Source organism: Sphingobacterium bambusae (assembly GCF_033955345.1).
GTDB classification, from domain to species: Bacteria; Bacteroidota; Bacteroidia; order Sphingobacteriales; family Sphingobacteriaceae; genus Sphingobacterium; species Sphingobacterium bambusae.
Window position 1 is genome coordinate 4,298,287 of the sequence record NZ_CP138332.1, and the last position, 18,007, is coordinate 4,316,293.

The 18,007-nt window shown below is 43.5% G+C and carries 15 protein-coding genes; 11 read left to right on the forward strand and 4 right to left on the reverse strand.

What is annotated here, in order from left to right; translation table 11 throughout:
• The 3 genes from SCB77_RS17895 (at position 1) to murA (ending at position 4,511) form a co-directional block, all read left to right on the forward strand.
• Positions 1–2,274, forward strand: coding sequence for an ATP-dependent helicase (locus tag SCB77_RS17895; RefSeq protein WP_320183362.1), 2,274 nt, complete (start codon positions 1–3; stop codon positions 2,272–2,274).
• A gap of 60 nt (positions 2,275–2,334) precedes the next feature.
• Positions 2,335–3,087 (forward strand): DUF4290 domain-containing protein, encoded by a 753-nt coding sequence (locus SCB77_RS17900; RefSeq protein WP_320186638.1) that lies wholly within the window; start codon positions 2,335–2,337, stop codon positions 3,085–3,087.
• 101 nt (positions 3,088–3,188) lie between these two features.
• On the forward strand, positions 3,189–4,511 hold the full coding sequence (murA, locus tag SCB77_RS17905; protein ID WP_320183363.1) for a UDP-N-acetylglucosamine 1-carboxyvinyltransferase: 1,323 nt from the start codon (positions 3,189–3,191) through the stop codon (positions 4,509–4,511).
• A 131-nt stretch (positions 4,512–4,642) separates the two neighbouring features.
• Here murA and SCB77_RS17910 read toward each other — a convergent pair whose 3' ends face one another.
• Positions 4,643–5,623 (reverse strand): 2-hydroxyacid dehydrogenase, encoded by a 981-nt coding sequence (locus tag SCB77_RS17910; RefSeq protein ID WP_320183364.1) that lies wholly within the window; start codon positions 5,621–5,623, stop codon positions 4,643–4,645.
• 207 nt (positions 5,624–5,830) lie between these two features.
• On the opposite strand from SCB77_RS17910, the gene SCB77_RS17915 reads away from it, so the two are divergent.
• The 7 genes from SCB77_RS17915 to SCB77_RS17945 all read left to right on the forward strand — a co-directional run bounded on the left by SCB77_RS17915 (position 5,831) and on the right by SCB77_RS17945 (position 12,161).
• Positions 5,831–7,150, forward strand: coding sequence for an ammonium transporter (locus SCB77_RS17915; protein WP_320183365.1), 1,320 nt, complete (start codon positions 5,831–5,833; stop codon positions 7,148–7,150).
• Between the two features lie 141 nt (positions 7,151–7,291).
• Positions 7,292–9,082, forward strand: a complete 1,791-nt coding sequence (lepA, locus tag SCB77_RS17920) for a translation elongation factor 4 (RefSeq protein ID WP_320183366.1) — start codon at positions 7,292–7,294, stop codon at positions 9,080–9,082.
• 39 nt (positions 9,083–9,121) lie between these two features.
• On the forward strand, positions 9,122–10,006 hold the full coding sequence (locus SCB77_RS17925; RefSeq protein WP_320183367.1) for a bifunctional 5,10-methylenetetrahydrofolate dehydrogenase/5,10-methenyltetrahydrofolate cyclohydrolase: 885 nt from the start codon (positions 9,122–9,124) through the stop codon (positions 10,004–10,006).
• A gap of 74 nt (positions 10,007–10,080) precedes the next feature.
• Positions 10,081–10,587: a hypothetical protein gene (locus SCB77_RS17930; protein WP_320183368.1), complete on the forward strand. Its 507-nt coding sequence runs from the start codon at positions 10,081–10,083 to the stop codon at positions 10,585–10,587.
• Between the two features lie 96 nt (positions 10,588–10,683).
• Positions 10,684–11,136, forward strand: a complete 453-nt coding sequence (locus SCB77_RS17935; protein WP_320183369.1) for a hypothetical protein — start codon at positions 10,684–10,686, stop codon at positions 11,134–11,136.
• An 89-nt stretch (positions 11,137–11,225) separates the two neighbouring features.
• Positions 11,226–11,732 carry a BON domain-containing protein gene (locus SCB77_RS17940; RefSeq protein WP_320183370.1) on the forward strand — a complete coding sequence of 169 codons (507 nt, stop codon included), beginning with the start codon at positions 11,226–11,228 and terminating at the stop codon, positions 11,730–11,732.
• 3 nt (positions 11,733–11,735) lie between these two features.
• Positions 11,736–12,161, forward strand: a complete 426-nt coding sequence (locus SCB77_RS17945) for an SH3 domain-containing protein (RefSeq protein ID WP_320183371.1) — start codon at positions 11,736–11,738, stop codon at positions 12,159–12,161.
• A gap of 14 nt (positions 12,162–12,175) precedes the next feature.
• Here SCB77_RS17945 and SCB77_RS17950 read toward each other — a convergent pair whose 3' ends face one another.
• Together SCB77_RS17950 and SCB77_RS17955 are read right to left on the reverse strand one after the other, a co-directional pair.
• Positions 12,176–13,009 (reverse strand): MBL fold metallo-hydrolase, encoded by an 834-nt coding sequence (locus SCB77_RS17950; RefSeq protein ID WP_320183372.1) that lies wholly within the window; start codon positions 13,007–13,009, stop codon positions 12,176–12,178.
• A gap of 42 nt (positions 13,010–13,051) precedes the next feature.
• A complete protein-coding gene (locus SCB77_RS17955; protein ID WP_320183373.1) occupies positions 13,052–13,927 on the reverse strand; it encodes a LysR family transcriptional regulator in 876 nt (291 codons plus the stop codon).
• A 78-nt stretch (positions 13,928–14,005) separates the two neighbouring features.
• On the opposite strand from SCB77_RS17955, the gene SCB77_RS17960 reads away from it, so the two are divergent.
• The gene (locus tag SCB77_RS17960) at positions 14,006–14,716 is read left to right on the forward strand and encodes a class I SAM-dependent methyltransferase (RefSeq protein ID WP_320183374.1); all 711 of its coding nucleotides are present in this window, start codon (positions 14,006–14,008) and stop codon (positions 14,714–14,716) included.
• Positions 14,717–14,814: 98 nt separating this feature from the next.
• Here SCB77_RS17960 and SCB77_RS17965 read toward each other — a convergent pair whose 3' ends face one another.
• The gene (locus SCB77_RS17965; protein WP_320183375.1) at positions 14,815–17,985 is read right to left on the reverse strand and encodes an efflux RND transporter permease subunit; all 3,171 of its coding nucleotides are present in this window, start codon (positions 17,983–17,985) and stop codon (positions 14,815–14,817) included.
• Positions 17,986–18,007: the final 22 nt, after the last annotated feature.

The window sequence follows — 18,007 nt, forward strand, 5'->3', positions numbered from 1 at the left end:
TTGGATTATTTAGCAGGATTAAACCATGCGCAACGTTCTGCCGTAGAACAGACCGAAGGTCCGGTGATGATCGTTGCGGGAGCAGGTTCTGGAAAGACACGTGTTATTACCTATCGCGTAGCCCATTTGATTAGAAAAGGAGTAGATCCTTTTAATGTTTTGGTGCTTACATTTACCAATAAGGCGGCTAAAGAGATGCGGGAGCGTATCATGAGTGTGGTAGGCCCTGAAGCAAAAAACATATGGATGGGTACTTTTCACTCTGTTTTTTCGCGCATTCTGCGTGTAGAAGCGGAATTGATCGGCTATCCCCGAAATTTTACTATTTACGATAGTGACGATACTAAAAGCTTGATACGCGCGATCATCAAAGAGATGAACCTTGATGATAAGTTATATAATGCGAACCATGTTTATGGACGGATATCTTCTGCCAAGAATAATTTGATATCTCCGCAGGAATATAATAAGAACGAAGCCATCATGGCGGAAGATATTGCGAATGGACGTGGGCAGCTGGGACAGATCTATATGACCTATGCACAGCGTTGTTATCGTGCCGGAGCGATGGATTTTGATGATTTGCTTTTCAAGACCAATGTGCTATTGAATAAGCATCCTGATGTGTTGCACAAATACCAACATCAATTTAAATATTTGATGGTGGATGAGTATCAGGATACCAACTTTTCGCAGTATTTGATCGTCAAACGATTAGCTGCCGTTAATGAAAATATATGTGTCGTAGGGGATGATGCACAAAGTATTTATGCTTTTCGGGGGGCTAATATCCAGAATATCTTAAACTTTCAGAAAGATTATCCTGACGTAAAAGTCTTCAAGCTAGAGCAAAACTACCGATCTACCAAGATGATTGTTAACGCGGCCAACAGTGTGATTGAAAAAAATCAAAACCAGTTGGAGAAAAATGTGTTTTCAGAAAATGAAGATGGTGAGAAGATAAAGGTAACCCGTGCATTCTCTGACAATGAGGAAGGGAAAATTGTAGCGGAAGCGATATCGCAGGAACGTTCCTTAAAAGGCTTAAAATATAAAGATTTTGCAATCCTTTATCGTACCAACGCACAGTCGCGGGCGATGGAGGAAGCGTTGCGTAAATTAAATGTACCCTATAAGCTTTATGGTGGGACGTCATTTTATCAACGCAAGGAAATTAAAGACCTTATTGCATATTTTCGTTTGACGTTCAACCCTAATGACGAAGAAGCATTGAAAAGAGTTATCAACTATCCGCGTCGCGGCATCGGTGATACTTCTGTAGAAAAAATTCTTGTTGCCGCCGATAAGCAGCAGTACCGCCTGTGGGATGTGGTGGTCAACGCGCAAATGTTTTTGGATGGCCGTAGTGCCACTGCTGTCGGTAATTTCGGATTGATGATCCAAAGTTTCCAAGCTGTATCGAAATCGAGCTCTGCTTTCGATACAGCTATGCACATTGCGCAGCACTCGGGTATACTTAAAGATTTGTATGAAGATAAATCCGTGGAAGGCCTTAGTCGCTACGAGAACATTCAGGAACTACTGAACGGTATCAAGGAGTTTTCCGAACGGGAAGATATCGAAGAGAAGGGACTGGATGTCTTTATGCAGGACATTGCCTTATTGACGAACGATGACAAAGATAAAGACCCCAATGCGGATACGGTATCATTGATGACAATACACTCGTCGAAAGGCTTGGAGTTTCCTGTTGTTTTCATCGTGGGGCTAGAGGAAAACCTCTTTCCGTCGCAGCTATCGCTTAACTCGCGATCGGAGTTGGAAGAAGAACGTCGTCTGTTTTACGTGGCTGTTACGCGCGCTGAAAAGAAATTGCATTTGTCTTACGCAACATCGCGCTACCGGTGGGGTAACTTGAATAACTGTGAGCCGAGCCGTTTCTTGGATGAACTCAATCCTGCCTGTCTGGCGTTGGATTTTCAGCCTAGAAGCGTTTCTACGGGGGCTGATAGTGGTTTTCAGTCAGATCGTATTGCTTGGAAACAAAAGGATACTGATTCCTTTTCGAAACCAAAACCAAAAGTCGTTAAGACGACTTCCATCTTGCCAAAGGCACACGTGCCAACGGAAGGATTTGCACCGTCGGATACTTCCGGGCTGCAAGTCGGGATGGAAGTAGAGCACGAACGCTTTGGATTTGGGAAGGTGGTGAGCTTAGAGGGCAATAAACCGGATATAAAAGCAACAATTTTCTTCAAAGAGTTGGGGCAGAAACAATTGTTGCTTAAATTTGCAAAACTTAGAGTAGTTTAGTATATAGATAGAATAATAACGGCGCTGTTCAAACGTTGAATTAGCGTGAAACTTAACAATATGGATTTCGATTACAATAGCACCCGGCCAAAGCTCATTTTGGCAGAATATGGAAGGAATGTACAGAACATGGTAGACTACATCTGTACGCTTCCAACCCAAGAAGAAAGAAACCGCTATGCACAGGTGGTCATTGATATGATGGGGGTTCTTAACCCGCACCTGCGCGATGTATCGGATTTCAAACATAAACTATGGGATCACCTCCATATTATCTCTGACTTTAAAATCGATGTGGAGTCGCCTTACCCGGTGCCCGATCGTGACGCTATCCATAAAAAGCCGGAATTGTTAAACTATCCGCAGCATTCCATCCGTTTTAAGCATTACGGATATACTGTAGAACGGATGATTGAAAAGGCTTTAGCTATGCCGACGCCTGAATATAGGGAGCGTATGGCCATTTCGGTAGCGAATTTCATGAAAATGGCATACACCACGTGGAACAAGGATTCGGTGCAAGATGAACATATTATACAGGACTTATTCGAGCTTTCGAAAGGACAGCTTCGCCTGCCTGCCGACACCGTGTTGACGAAACTGGATTTCAAAACACCGCCTCCGGGAAATCGGATCAAGAGCGCTCCTGCGAATAATAATAACAACAATAACAATAGTCATAGTAATCATCAAAAGAGCGGCGGCTCAGGACATAGTCATGGCCATCGTGATAATAACAGAAAATTCAGCGGCGGTGGCGGCGGAGGAGGAAAGAAGACCTTCGTTCCGAAAAAAGGCGGCTTTAAAAGATAAGGCTTTTTGCTAACTGAAGCACAGGAGGGCAATTGCGTGGCGAAAATCGTTATCCAATTGCTCTCTTTTTTAATTTTAATTAACGTGTATCCCAAAGAAATATGAATGCATTTGAAATAATTGGTGGAAAAAAACTACAAGGGGAGATTGTTCCCCAAGGTGCAAAAAATGAAGCATTGCAGATTTTATCTGCGGTGTTGCTTACGGAAGATAAAATGACGATAAGCAACATTCCTGATATCAAGGATGTGAATAAGCTGATCGACCTATTGGCCGCCTTGGGCGTTTCTGTTAATCGTGTAAACAAAGATACGTACGAGTTCGAGGCTAAAAATATTAATATCGACTACTTCCAGTCTGAAGAATTTAAACATAAAGGCGGGGGCTTACGTGGCTCCATCATGATTGTTGGTCCATTGCTAGCACGCTTTGGGAAGGCGGCTATCCCAAAACCGGGAGGAGATAAGATTGGTCGCCGCCGTTTAGATACGCACTTTTTGGGTTTTGAGAAGTTGGGCGCAAAATTTGTCTACGATGCCGAGAATAACTTTTTCAACGTAGATGCCACAGCTTTAAAGGGCACCTATATTCTTTTGGACGAGGCTTCCGTAACGGGTACTGCCAACGTGGTGATGGCAGCAGTCTTAGCAAAAGGAACTACCACTATTTATAATGCGGCTTGTGAACCTTATCTGCAGCAGCTTTGCAAGATGCTTAACCGCATGGGAGCAAACATCTCTGGTATTGGCTCTAATTTATTGACCATAGAAGGGGTGGAGCGTTTGGGCGGAACCGAGCATCGTATGTTACCCGATATGATCGAAATTGGTTCATTCATTGGTCTCGCTGCAATGACTGGGTCTGAAATAACGATCAAGGATGTTTGCTTTAAAGAGCTTGGCATTATTCCTACGGTCTTTGCTAAACTTGGTATTCAATTTGAACTGCGCGGTGACGATATCTTCATACCTGCACAGGATTCCTATGAAATTGATACCTTTATCGACGGTTCTATTTTGACCGTTTCCGATGCTCCTTGGCCAGGGTTTACGCCTGATTTGTTAAGCATTGTCTTGGTAACGGCCATTCAAGCTAAGGGTAATGTCCTTATCCATCAAAAGATGTTCGAAAGCCGTCTTTTCTTTGTGGATAAACTGATTGATATGGGGGCACAGATTATTCTTTGCGATCCGCATCGTGCTACGGTAATTGGTTTAAACAAACAAACAAAGCTTCGTGGTATTGAAATGACTTCGCCGGATATTCGTGCAGGTGTCTCTCTATTGATTGCGGCACTATCTGCGCAGGGTAAATCGGTTATTTATAATATCGAACAAATTGAAAGGGGATATCAGGATATCGAAGAGCGTCTGAAGGCTTTAGGAGCTGATATTCGTCGTGTAGAAGCACAGCCTTCGCATTAACATTTGGGCGAAAGCCAACTATAATAATCACGCTATATATGGAACGGTTAAAATGAATGTTCCATGTATAGCGTGATTTTTTGTTTTGTCGCTGCTTGGTCTTATCCAGATCGAACAGCTAATATGGATTTTTATGCTTTTTTGTAGACGTCAACGTTTACTACCTGCGGCATATTGTTGCCATTTTTTGCAGCGATGATATTATTGGCTGCCAGCAGTGCCATTTGTGTTCTGGTTTCCAACGTTGCGGATCCTATATGTGGGAAAACGCAGGTATTGGACATCTTGAGCAGCGGATTATCGGGCTGCATTGGCTCTGGATCGGTAACATCTAGTCCTGCACCCCAGATCTCACCAGTAGACAACGCGTCTATGAGATCCAACTCATGATGTATCTTTCCGCGGGCAGTATTCACAAATATAGCCGAGCTTTTCATACGTTTAAAGGCATCTTTGTTAAAGCGGTATTGTGTCTCCTCCGTCAAGTTGCTGTGTACTGATAGTACATCACTTTGTGTAAGCAGTTGGTCGAAATTGACATAGGTCGCATCGACGAGACGTTCGGCTTCGATGTTGCGGCTTCTGTTGTGGTAGATAATCTTCATGTCGTAAGCTGCTTGTGCTTTTCTCGCCAAGGAGAGCCCTATTCTGCCTAATCCGTAAATGCCCAGTGTTTTTCCTTGTATGGTTGTGCCGAGTTCTTTGGTGAATTCAAAGTCCGCCCATGCGCCATTTACAACTTGCATTGCTCTAAAGAAAGCTTTTCTTGATACGTTAAGCATAAGTAGAAATGCGATATCAGCAGTCGCGTCGCTCAATACGTCCGGTGTGTTGCTTACCGGGATTCCATGTGTGGTCGCTGCATCAAGATCTACGTGATCAAAACCTACGCTGGTCAGCGCTACGCCTTTGAGATGCTTGCAGGCCTCGAAAAAATCTGCGTCGAGTTTTCCTTGTCCAACATTTAATAAGAAATCAACTTCTTGGCAGGCCTCGATGAGATCCGGTTGCGGTAATCGGTGGCTAGATTCATTAATGTAAACTTCAAATCCCGATTTTTCCAATGCTTCTATTCCGGGACTAGGGATATTCTTTGAAATAAATACCTTCATGCTTCTTTTTGCTAAACAATATACCGATTTTAATCTATTTATGGAAATTGCGGTTGGTGTAGTGTTTGTTCTTGTTGTTGCGCTCTATTTTTGCTTCATTTTTTTTATTAAATTCAATAAAAATACTTTTTAAATCTTATTTTTTTAAAAATACTATTGTTTTGTTGTGTTTTTTACATATAATTGCATCGTTAAATTATAAAACTTATGTCTACAGCACAGAAAAAATCATTATTTCCTTTTTTTATCATGGTTGCGTTGGTGGTAATAGCTTTTTTTAATCCATCCTTACCTACGAATGCAAACGAATACGAGTATAACGGTGCCGATGTAGCTTGGATGCTTACGTCGACAGCACTTGTTTTGATCATGACACCAGGGTTGGCTTACTTTTACGGGGGTATGGTGAAAAAGAAAAATGTCATTTCGACGATGTTGCAGAGTTTTATCTGTATGGCGGTTGTGGCGGTAATATGGATTGCATTTGGCTTCAGTTTGGTTTTTGGAGATTCGGTAGGCGGGATTATCGGAAATCCAATGAGCTTTTTCATGTTTGACGGCGTGTTGGATCACGAGCCCTGGGCAGGTGCACCCACCATTCCTTTTGCGTTGTTTGCTATGTACCAATTGAAGTTTGCTATTATTACGCCTGCTTTAATTACCGGCGCATTTGCTGAGCGCATACGTTTTACCTCGTATATTCTTTTTATTTGTCTATTCTTTATATTCATTTATGCGCCACTTGCGCATGCTACTTGGCATCCAGATGGAATATTGTTTAAAATGGGGGTCTTGGATTTTGCCGGTGGAACCGTCGTGCACATGTCGGCTGGTTTAACCGCACTTGCGTCGGCTATCTATCTGAAGCAAGGAAACGAATGCAAAGAGCATACGCCAGCAAGGATTACCTATGTTCTTCTTGGCACGGGCTTACTATGGTTCGGTTGGTTTGGTTTTAATGCGGGTTCTGCATTTGGCGCATCAGCGCTAGCGGCAACAGCTATGGCCACAACAACTGCTGCATCGGGTGCGGCTGCTGTGATGTATATTCTGTTTGATGCTGCACGAGGTACTAAGCCGTCAGCTATGGGAACTTGTATTGGTGTAGTGGTGGGTTTGGTTGCCATTACTCCTGCAGCGGGATTCGTTACGGTTCCTCATTCCATCGTGATTGGCGCTGTAGCCGCCATTATCAGCAGGCTGCTTATCGAATGGCGTACAAAATCCAATATTGACGATACTTTAGATGTTTTTCCAAGTCACGGTGTTGGTGGCATGGTCGGCATGATCCTTACAGGTGTATTTGCGCATTCTGCGATAAATGGAGCTGTAGAAACCAATGGATTGTATTATGGCGAAACAGGTTTATTTACCGCTCATATCATTGGGTTACTCGGTGCAACGGTGTTTATTTTAGTATTGGCATTCGTATTGCTTAAAGTTACGGATATCATCACCCCACTTCGGGTGAATGCACAAGAAGAATTGGAAGGACTGGATCTTTCACAGCACGGTGAAAAATTATAAAGATATATTACTACTAACTAAAATCCAATTGTGAATTGACCGCGCTCCTGAAGCGCGGTTTTTTTATTTCCTACATTAAACCTTATTATCTGCCCTAAAAAAATTATATTTGCCAATTAGAATTTTTGGATAAAAACCTGTATGAAGCATATACGTAATTTTTGTATTATCGCACATATTGACCATGGCAAAAGTACCTTGGCAGATAGGCTGTTGGAATTTACAAATACCATTTCTCAGCGCGAAGCCCAAGCACAATTGTTGGATAATATGGATTTGGAGCGCGAGCGTGGTATCACCATTAAATCGCATGCTATCCAAATGGAATATACCCAAGATGGTCAGCAATATATACTGAACTTGATTGATACGCCGGGACACGTAGACTTCTCCTATGAGGTGTCACGTTCTATTGCGGCATGTGAAGGCGCTTTGTTGATTGTAGATGCTTCTCAAGGTATTCAGGCGCAAACAATATCAAATTTATATTTAGCCTTGGAACATGATCTCGAGATCATTCCTATCCTAAACAAAATGGATCTTCCGGGTGCTATGCCCGAAGAAGTGAAAGACCAGATCATTGATTTGATTGGTGGAAAACGTGAAGATATCATCCCGGCTTCCGGAAAAACAGGAATGGGAATTCCTGATATTCTGCGTGCTATTGTGGAGCGTGTTCCTGCACCGGTGGGTGATCCAACAGCACCACTTCAGGCTTTGATTTTTGACTCCGTATTTAATTCATTCCGCGGTATTATGGCCTATTTCAAAGTAGAAAATGGCGAAATCCGTAAAGGGGATAAGGTGAAGTTCGTCGCAACAGGTAAAGAGTATTTTGCCGACGAGATTGGTACCTTAAAATTGAATCAGGTAGCCAAGGATGTGGTACGAACAGGAGATGTAGGGTATATTATTTCGGGTATCAAGGAAGCGCGCGAGGTTAAAGTCGGCGATACCATTACACATCGTGAGCGTCCTTGCGACGCGGCGATACAAGGTTTTGAAGAAGTGAAGCCGATGGTATTTGCTGGTATCTATCCCGTTGATACGGAAGACTATGAAGAACTGCGCGAGTCCATGCATCGCCTGCAGCTGAATGACGCTTCTTTGGTGTTTGAACCGGAATCGTCCGCAGCTTTGGGTTTCGGTTTTCGCTGTGGTTTCTTGGGTATGCTCCACATGGAGATTATTCAAGAACGTTTGGAACGCGAGTTCGATATGACCGTTATCACCACGGTGCCCAACGTGTCGTACAAAGCTTTTTTGTCTAAAGACCAAGAAGAGATTACGGTACACAACCCATCCGATTTACCCGATCCTAGCAAATTAGACTTTATTGAAGAGCCTTACATTAAGGCCAATATTATCACGAAATCTGACTTCGTTGGTCCGGTGATGTCGTTATGTATTCAAAAGCGGGGTACAATCATCAACCAATCCTACTTGACATCTGATCGGGTAGAACTGGTTTTTGAAATGCCGATGGGCGAGATTGTTTTTGACTTTTATGACAAGCTGAAAACGATATCTAAAGGATATGCCTCTTTCGATTACCACCAAATTGGCTATCGTAAATCTGATTTGGTTAAGCTCGATATCCGATTGAATGATGAGCCTGTAGATGCCTTGTCGTCCCTTATCCACCGTAGTAACGCATACGACTTCGGTAAGAAGATTTGTGAGAAATTAAAGGAACTTCTACCGCGTCAGCAGTTTGAAATACGTATACAGGCGTCAATCGGTGCTAAGATTATCGCTCGCGAGACGATATCGGCTCTTCGTAAGGACGTGACGGCAAAATGCTATGGAGGGGATATCTCCCGTAAACGTAAACTTTTGGAAAAACAAAAGAAAGGAAAAAAACGCATGCGGCAGGTAGGAAATGTGGAAATTCCACAATCGGCGTTTATGGCCGTTTTAAAACTGGATTAATAAGTAAATAGTCAACCATACCTATAGGACGATTAAACGATGAATTTATTAGATGGTAAGCTGGTTTCAGCAAAGATAAAAGAAGACATCAAGCGAGATGCCGCAGTATTTACTGCGGAGGCAGGGCGTAAGCCTCACCTCGTTGCAATCTTGGTGGGTAACGATGGTGGTAGTGAGACATACGTCGCAAGTAAGATGCGCAATTGTGAATTGGTGGGTTTTGAATCGACGAATATTCGCTATAACGTGGAGATCACAGAAGCCGAACTGATAGCTAAGATTCAAGAAATCAACCAAGATCCGACTATCGACGGATTAATTGTCCAACTTCCTCTACCGAAACATATCGATCCGGATAAAATTACCGAAGCGATCGATTACCGTAAAGACGTGGATGGCTTCCATCCGATCAATCTAGGTCGTATGCAGCGCAATCTTCCCTGTTTTATTCCAGCAACACCTTATGGTATCATGCTGATGTTAGACCACTATGGTATTGAGACAGCAGGTAAAAAAGCCGTTGTTGTGGGACGTAGTAACATCGTTGGTTCACCGATGAGCATTTTATTGGCCCGCAATAGTACCCCTGGAAATTGTACGGTGACGCTTACACATAGTCGTACAGCCAACTTAAAAGAAGAGGTTCTTGCAGGCGATATCGTAGTTGCTGCAATCGGACGTAAGAACTTCGTGACTGCAGAGATGGTGAAGGAAGGCGCTGTAGTGATCGATGTAGGGATTAATCGCGAAGATTCAACAGAGACGAAATCAGGATTTAAGTTGTATGGAGACGTGGATTTTGAAGAGGTGTCTAAAAAAGCCTCTTGGATCACACCCGTACCGGGCGGTGTAGGTTTAATGACTATAGTAGGTTTGCTAAAGAACACCTTGGAAGCAGCGAAAGGAACAATTTATTCCAAATAATAAAAACACTTTTGGTATAAAAATTGTTTCTAGCATTAGTTAGCCAACAATAATTTTAAACAAAGGTAAGTAACATGAAAAAATTAGCTTTATTAGCCGTTGTTGCAGGAGCCCTGAGCATTGCGTCTTGCAACAGTAATCCATCGAAAGATAAAAATGCAGACGGTGAAGTCTCTGCAGGCGAACAATTAGATCATACCTTGGAAGAGGTGGATGAGCATGCGGGGCATGCCCATGCAGAGATGGATAAAGAGATTGCTGATGCGAAAGCACGCGTGGCACAAGCCGAAGCCGATTTGGAAGCCGCTGTAAAAAAAGGTGATAAGGAAGCCGAAAAGGCAGCTAAAGAATCTTTAGATGAAGCTAACACGGCTTGGGATAAAGTCAAAGCTACTGCCAAAAAAGCTGGACACGCCGTTGAAGAGGGAGCTGAAAAAGCTGTTGATGCGACCGGAAGAGCCGCACAGGCAACGGGGAAAGCCATCGATAAAGCTATAGATAAAACGGCAGATAAGGCCAATCAGGTAGCTGAAGATGCTGAACGCGAAGCTAAGAACGTTAAAGAAGCATTGAAAAATTAAAACACGCTAAAGTGAATTGAAAACGCCAAACGCTACGTTTGGCGTTTTTTTGTCCGCTCAATTAGGCCAAAGGCTATTGGGAAAAACGTCAACATAATGAACCCAACGATAAAGAAACAGTTATTGGCATTTTGTCAAGAGAAAAACGAAGCACGCCTGCAAGAAATTATGTATGCTATGGCGCAGGCGCAGGAAGCGATTGAAAGCGACACAAAAAGTAGCGCAGGAGACAAGTACGAAACCTCGCGTGAAATGATACAACAGGACTTGAACCGCTATCAGCAGCAATTGATACAGGCAAAAAAGGACGCGGTCGTATTACAAAAAATAGAACTCGAGCCCAAGCCTGAAGTTTCGCTGGGGTCATTAGTGGTCACCGATCAGGCAAATTATTTTATTGCTATAAGCTTAGGAAAGCAACAAATAGGTGACATGGATTACATGATTATTTCTGCCTCTTCACCTATTGGCCAGCTATTGATTGAGCAAGAGCTGGGTTATACTCTTCATTTTAATGGACTCAAGCAACGTATAGTTGGGGTATATTAATGGTGTTGATCTTCTCAAAGACGTAAACAAATTGTAGTTCCCGTTGTTCATCTAAAAGAATTAGGGTTTAGATAAAAAACGGAAAGACTATGGTATATAATATGAATTGGTCAGTCATTAAAGGAGGGGCGATTGTGGCACTATTACTTATACTGGCAAGTTGCAAGCCGCAGGTATCCGATGCAGATGTGAAGGCAAAAGTGGAAACGATTGTTGCTACGCATCCCAATGTTGTAGTGGCGGTGAAGCGCGGCAAGGTCACCTTGTCTGGAATTGTCGGTACCGAAGAGGATCGGCGAAATTTGACAGCGGCAGCAAAGGAGGCAGATCCACAAAATGTGAAAGAAGTGATCGATGACCTTACGGTTGCTACGCTACCTAGTGATAGCACACATACGGATGCAGAACTGAAGAATAAAGTGGACCTGCTCACAAAAGATTTCCCCCATGTAAAAGCAGAAATTATTGATGGCACCATACGTGTGTCAGGTTCCGTTGATCCAAATGACATGGAAAAAGTTAAGATGGGTTTCGAAGAATTAAACGCTAGACAGTTGGATATGTCGGCGCTAAAAATCAACCAAAAAAAGCCATAAAATATGACGCTGTTAGACAAATATAAATTGTTGTTGGATACTGCTAAGTCTTCAAATATTGAAGACTTAGTGTATGTGGAGCAAGAGGGTGTGCTTCAGATTAATGGGACTGCACCTAATGCTGATGTGAAGAACAAGCTTTGGAACGTATATAATCAAATCGATCCCAATTATATTTCTGGAGAGGTATCGCTGAATGTGGATTTGCCACATTCTACCGGCGGCACGTTAGCTCGTATCATCACACAGGAAGAAACGCTCAATGTTAGAAAAGGGCCAGGGATCGATCAGCCTATTTTAGCAGAAATACATAAGGATGAACAGCTGACACTAATAAGCCCCGCCAACGACCAATGGTGGCTTGTGCGCACCAAAGAAGGACAAGAAGGCTATTGTTATGCCCAATATGTAGAGCCTTTAACATCGTAATGCTGGCTGACATCCTATATGTTTTCCAGCGCGAAAGTCTCTGCTACACGAATTCCTTTGTCCGTCTGCTTTAGGGTGCAGCAAGCGTGTACCGGGTCGTGTTCTAAGAATAGGATATACTCCTTGTCCACAATTTCCTGCCAATAGGACTGCCTTTCCTCCATAGTGGTCAATGGTCGAACGTCGTAGCTCATGACATAGGGTAGCGGGATGTGTCCTACGGAAGGAAGGAGATCAGCCATGTATAAAATAGTTTTTCCCTTATACGATATCTGTGGGAGCATCATGGACTCGGTGTGTCCATAAGCATACCGCATAGCTACGTTTGGAGAAAAGAGATCACCCTCTTTCAAAAATGCTAATTGTCCGCTTTCTTCGATAGGCAAGATATTCTCTTTTAAAAAGGATGCCTTTTCTCTCGGATTAGGATGCAGTGCCCAATTCCAATGTTTCTCATTGCTCCAAAATCTTGCGTTTTTAAAAGCGGGAAGTAAGCGTTCTCCTTCGCGAATTACCGCGCCTCCACAATGGTCGAAATGAAGGTGCGTAAGAATGACGTCGGTTATATCGTCTCGGTGAAATCCATGCTGTGCTAATGAATTATCTAGCGTGGCGTCACCATGGCGAAAATAATGGCCAAAGAATTTGTCATCCTGCTTATCGCCCAAGCCGGTGTCGACCAAGGTCAATCGTTTTCCATCTTCGATCAGAAGCAATCGCGTAGCCCATGTGCAAAGATTCCGCTCATCAGCTGGATTCGTTCGTTGCCAAATCGATTTCGGAACTACGCCGAACATGGCACCACCATCTAACTTGAAAAAACCGGTATCAATAGTATATAGCTTCATCGTTGATCTCTTGTATTGTATTTATTGTGTGTCGGACAATCATCATGCACTAAAAAGTGTCTTTATCAAATCACGGAGCACCGCGAATGCGGGGTGCTTTTGTTCCTTCGCGTAAGCCAGCAGTATATCCGTTCTTAAAGATGGCTCTTCCAAATTTAAAAAATTAAGATGAAGATGTTGGTATTGCATACGAACAGATTGTGGAACTATGGTGATACCGCTTCCTACATGTACCAATTCCAAGATGGAAGCGATGTTGTTGCAGGCATGGCGTAAGTTAGGAATGAAGCCTAGCTGCGCACAGCAAGATAGCATTTGCTGATGGTACATCGGAGCATAATCAGCATGGTAGCTTATAAAGGGTAGAGCAGTTAGGCGTGATAGATCTTCGGGCAATGTATAATCACTTGCATAAACCAAGGCAAAACCATCATCATAGAGTTTTTCAACCGTTAGGTTTGGCGATAGTGAGGGTGCCCGAATAATACCAATGTCCATCTGTCTGTTGTTTAGTGCATCGATCTGTCTGTCGCTAGATAGCTCGTAGAGCTTGGTTTGCAGATACGGATAATGGGTCTGAAGCTGCTGTATCAATTTACCTAGTTTTTGTTTATCTATAGAGCTGATATATCCTATCCTTACTTCGCCGGCCAAGGACTCATGGATCTGTGCGGCCTGCTGCTTGGCAAAATCTAATTGCTTGAGGGTATTCGCAGCTTCTTCTGCAAAATAGTGTCCTGCATCGGTTAGTGTAACACGCTTATTGTCGCGTAAGAAAAGTGTTATCCCTAGCTCTTGCTCTAATTCTTTGATTTGTCGACTCAATGGCGGTTGGGAAATAAACAGTCGCTTTGCAGCTTTTCCAAAGTGTAGCTCTTCCGAAAGCACCAAAAAATAGCGCAGATGTCTTAGTTCCATACTTATTAGGTATTGTTTGATGATAAATATAGTATTTTTAAAGTATCGATAGCATCTTTAGTTTTGTGAAAACAAAAGATGATGAAATCGACAATAAAAGAAATCGAAGAGCGATTCGATCAGGATGTAGAACGATTTTCCAATCTGGAAACGGGACAACAGACGACCTTAGATGCCCTTTTTAATATGGAGCTGATCACGTCTGCCATCGCTAGGCGGTATCCTGCGCTGCAATCTCTATTGGATATTGGCTGCGGTGCAGGCAATTATCCGGTCAAGCTGCTCCAAAAGGTCAAAGATGTAGATGTCACCTTGGTTGATCTAAGTCGGCCTATGCTCGATAGGGCGCGCATGCGTGTTGAAGCTTTGACGAGTGGACAGGTGCACACGGTGAAAGGTGACTTTCGAACAGCTAGTTTGGAGCATGAAGGCTATGAGGTTATCGTAGCCACTGCAGTGTTGCACCATCTCCGAGACGACCAAGATTGGGAAAGTAGTTTTCAAAAGCTATATAGCTTGTTGAAAGTAGGGGGGAGTCTTTGGATTTTTGATTTGGTTTATCAGCAGGAAGCTCAATTACAAGAACTAATCTATAAGGACTATTATGGAAATTACCTCAGGGGATTAAAGGATGAAGCTTATCGAGATCATGTATTTGCTTATATCGACAAAGAAGATACCCCGAGAGATCTGATGTACCAGTTGGATTTGCTTAAGCGAGTGGGATTCCAACAGGTGGATATTTTGCACAAAAATCTTTGTTTCGCTTCATTCGTCGCGATTAAATAAGCTAAAATATATAGCTAAAACAGAATAGATTTTACAGCAATAACAAAAGGACCTCCACGGTGGAAGGTCCTTTTGTTGTAATTTTATTGATTGTTATTTTAATGCGCACTCAGGTTTTTCGCTTTTTCTTCATCAAAAGAAGCTTCTAGCTCGGCAAGCTTTTTCTTGCCGTAAGCCATTCTTGTGATCACATAGAATAACACCGGTACGATAAATATAGCCAACAAGGTAGCGGCCATCATACCTCCAAATACCGTCCAACCAATTGTTTGGCGAGAGAATGCCCCTGCACCAGTGGATAGCATCAATGGAATAATACCTAAGATAAAGGCGAAAGAAGTCATGATGATCGGACGAAGACGAAGCTTCACGGCATCAATGATGGCATCCATCAACGGCATACCAATGTCAACCCTTTCTTTCGCGAACTCTACGATCAAGATGGCATTTTTCGCTGCGAGACCGATGATGGTTACGAGACCGATCTGCGCATAGATATTGTTATCTAACGTAGGGATCAAGGTTAACGTAAGTATGGCTCCGAATATACCGATAGGCACTGATAACAGAATTGAGAATGGCACCGACCAACTTTCGTACAGTGCAGCCAAGAGCAGGAATACGAAGATAATACACAGGGCGAAAATCATAACCGTTGTATTTCCCGATTGACTTTCTTGTAAGGAGAGACCCGAGAAGTCGTAGCTGTATCCATTCGGTAGCGTTTCAGCCGCTACCTCTCTCAAGGCGCGTAGGGCATCTCCAGAGCTGTAGCCCGGTGCTGCCGATCCACTAACCTCAATACTTCTAAAGATGTTGTAGTGGTTGATGATCGATGGGTTTTGCACCATCTGCCAAGTCACTAAGCCGCTAAGGGGAACAGATGCTCCTTTCGTATTGTTAACATACAGCTTGTTGATGTCTTCAATATTCATACGATAGTCATTGTCTGCTTGCGTTACCACCCGGAAATTACGTCCATAACGCGTAAAGTCGTTGATATAAGAAGAACCTAAGTATGATGAAATGGTACTGTAGATCGAGGAAATAGGTACCAACATCTTTTTCGCCTGCTCACGGTTTACCGAAATCTTGAAGTTTGGCGAGTTGGAGTTGAACAGTGTATAGGCCATACCGATTTCCGGACGTTGATTGGCCGCACCCAAAAATTTACCAACGACAGCTTCAAACTGCTTGATGTCTACGGTTTGCTGATCTTGTATCATCAATGAGAAACCTCCCGAGGTTCCTAGACCTGGAATCGCTGGTGGTGTAACCGCTAGCACACGAGCTTTGCCGTAAGCTGCATATTTGCCCATGATAGCACCTGTTATCTGCGCCGCAGTACGTTTCCGCTCGGCCCAAGGCTTTAACGACACGAAAAGTGTGGCTGCATTGGATTTGAATGATCGGTTCAAGATGTTGATACCGGCAATCAAGGTAATATGTTCAATTTCTGGAAAGTCTTTACGGAACTGCTCGTCAAGTTCGCTCAATACAGCTGATGTTCTGCTGGCAGAAGAACCTTCAGGAAGGTTAACGCCGGCAAAGAAGGAACCATTATCTTCTGTTGGAATAAACCCGGTAGGCTTTGTGGTGAACATGTAGCCTGTTCCAATAAAGATACATAGTAAAATGATCAGCGCTAAAGGCGCTCGGCGTATACACGCGCGAACCCCTCTCGAATATTTGTGGGTCACGCGCTCAAACCAAAGGTTGAATTTGTAAAAGAACTTATTCAAACCCCGCGCATCTTTGTTTACCGAAGTTGGTTTTAAGAGTAGAGAACAGAGTGCTGGCGTTAAGGAAAGGGCGATAAAAGCCGATAACATAACGGATACGGCAATCGTGATCGCGAATTGTTGGTACAATTTACCTACCATGCCTGGGATAAAGCCTACCGGAACGAATACCGCCGCCAATATCAACGCGATTGCAATAACCGGTGCCGTAATGTCTTTCATAGCGCGCATGGTCGCTTCGCGGGCACTCATCTTATAATGGTCAATATAGTGTTGGACGGCTTCCACAACAACGATAGCATCATCCACCACGATACCAATGGCTAGAACGAATGCCAATAAAGTAAGGTTATTGATCGAGAAACCAAAAAGCGTAAAGAAGATAAAGGTACCCACAACTGATACAGGAATGGCCAAGACCGGAATCAAGGTCGCTCGCCATGATTGCAGGAAGAAGAACACAACGAGGGTAACCAAGATAAGTGCTTCAACCAAGGTGTGAATAACGGAATCAATAGATGCGTGCACAACGGAAACGGTCTCATAGCCCACCACATAGTCAACATCATGTGGGAATGATTTTTTCATTTGATCTAAGGCAGTGTATATTCCCTCTGCTGTTTCCACGGCATTTCCTCCTGGCGTTTGTGCCACCATCATCCCTGTCGAGATCATGCCGTCGGTGCGTGTCGTAGTAGCGTAGCTAAATTGACCCAATTCCACGCGAGCTACATCTTTTAACTGCACGATAGATCCATCCTCGTTGGATTTTACGATGATCTCCTCAAAATCTTCCACAGAAGATAGATCCGAGTCAGTTATCACTGGATATTCAAATACCTGAGAATTTTGTAGTGGAGGAGCGCCCACCGATCCACCGGGGATACGTAGGTTTTGCTCGGAAATAGCCGTTGATACATCTGCAGGTGTCAATTTTAAGGCAGTCAACTTGTTGGCGTCAAGCCATACACGCATGGAGAACGGTTGGCCGAAAGCTGTCACATCTCCCACACCTTTTACACGTAAGATCGCGTCTTTAACATAGAGGTTGGCATAGTTGGCCAAAAACTTGTCGTCGCGCGTACCCTTTGGCGATACCAGCGATACTAACATCAAGATATCGGTGTTAGCCTTCCTTGTCACAACGCCTAAGCGCCGTACCGCCTCTGGTAAAGCCGGTTCGGCGATACCTACACGGTTTTGCACGTCTAGGGTGGCTACGTCAATGTCTGTACCTACTTCAAAGGTAACCGTGATCGTCGATTGACCATTGGAGGTACTGTTCGAAGACATGTAGATCATGCCCGGTGTACCGTTGATTTGGCTTTCTATCGGCGTGGTTACTGTTTGTTCCACGGTCTGCGCATCTGCCCCAGTATAGTTGGCCGTTACCGTAACGGTTGGCGGCGCAATGGACGGGTACTGACTTATCGGCAATGTCATGATGGAAATCGTACCAATGATCATAATCAAGATCGAGATAACGATCGCCGTGACTGGCCTTTTTATAAATACTTCTGAGATCATTTCTATTCTTTTAGTTTAGGAC

Coding starts and splice junctions, on each gene's coding strand:
- SCB77_RS17900 (WP_320186638.1), top strand. CDS start 2,335: ATGGATTTCGATTACAATAGCACCCGGCCAAAGCTCATTTTGGCAGAA.
- murA (WP_320183363.1), top strand. CDS start 3,189: ATGAATGCATTTGAAATAATTGGTGGAAAAAAACTACAAGGGGAGATT.
- SCB77_RS17910 (WP_320183364.1), bottom strand. CDS start 5,623: ATGAAGGTATTTATTTCAAAGAATATCCCTAGTCCCGGAATAGAAGCA.
- SCB77_RS17915 (WP_320183365.1), top strand. CDS start 5,831: ATGTCTACAGCACAGAAAAAATCATTATTTCCTTTTTTTATCATGGTT.
- lepA (WP_320183366.1), top strand. CDS start 7,292: ATGAAGCATATACGTAATTTTTGTATTATCGCACATATTGACCATGGC.
- SCB77_RS17925 (WP_320183367.1), top strand. CDS start 9,122: ATGAATTTATTAGATGGTAAGCTGGTTTCAGCAAAGATAAAAGAAGAC.
- SCB77_RS17930 (WP_320183368.1), top strand. CDS start 10,081: ATGAAAAAATTAGCTTTATTAGCCGTTGTTGCAGGAGCCCTGAGCATT.
- SCB77_RS17935 (WP_320183369.1), top strand. CDS start 10,684: ATGAACCCAACGATAAAGAAACAGTTATTGGCATTTTGTCAAGAGAAA.
- SCB77_RS17940 (WP_320183370.1), top strand. CDS start 11,226: ATGGTATATAATATGAATTGGTCAGTCATTAAAGGAGGGGCGATTGTG.
- SCB77_RS17945 (WP_320183371.1), top strand. CDS start 11,736: ATGACGCTGTTAGACAAATATAAATTGTTGTTGGATACTGCTAAGTCT.
- SCB77_RS17950 (WP_320183372.1), bottom strand. CDS start 13,009: ATGAAGCTATATACTATTGATACCGGTTTTTTCAAGTTAGATGGTGGT.
- SCB77_RS17955 (WP_320183373.1), bottom strand. CDS start 13,927: ATGGAACTAAGACATCTGCGCTATTTTTTGGTGCTTTCGGAAGAGCTA.
- SCB77_RS17960 (WP_320183374.1), top strand. CDS start 14,006: ATGATGAAATCGACAATAAAAGAAATCGAAGAGCGATTCGATCAGGAT.
- SCB77_RS17965 (WP_320183375.1), bottom strand. CDS start 17,985: ATGATCTCAGAAGTATTTATAAAAAGGCCAGTCACGGCGATCGTTATC.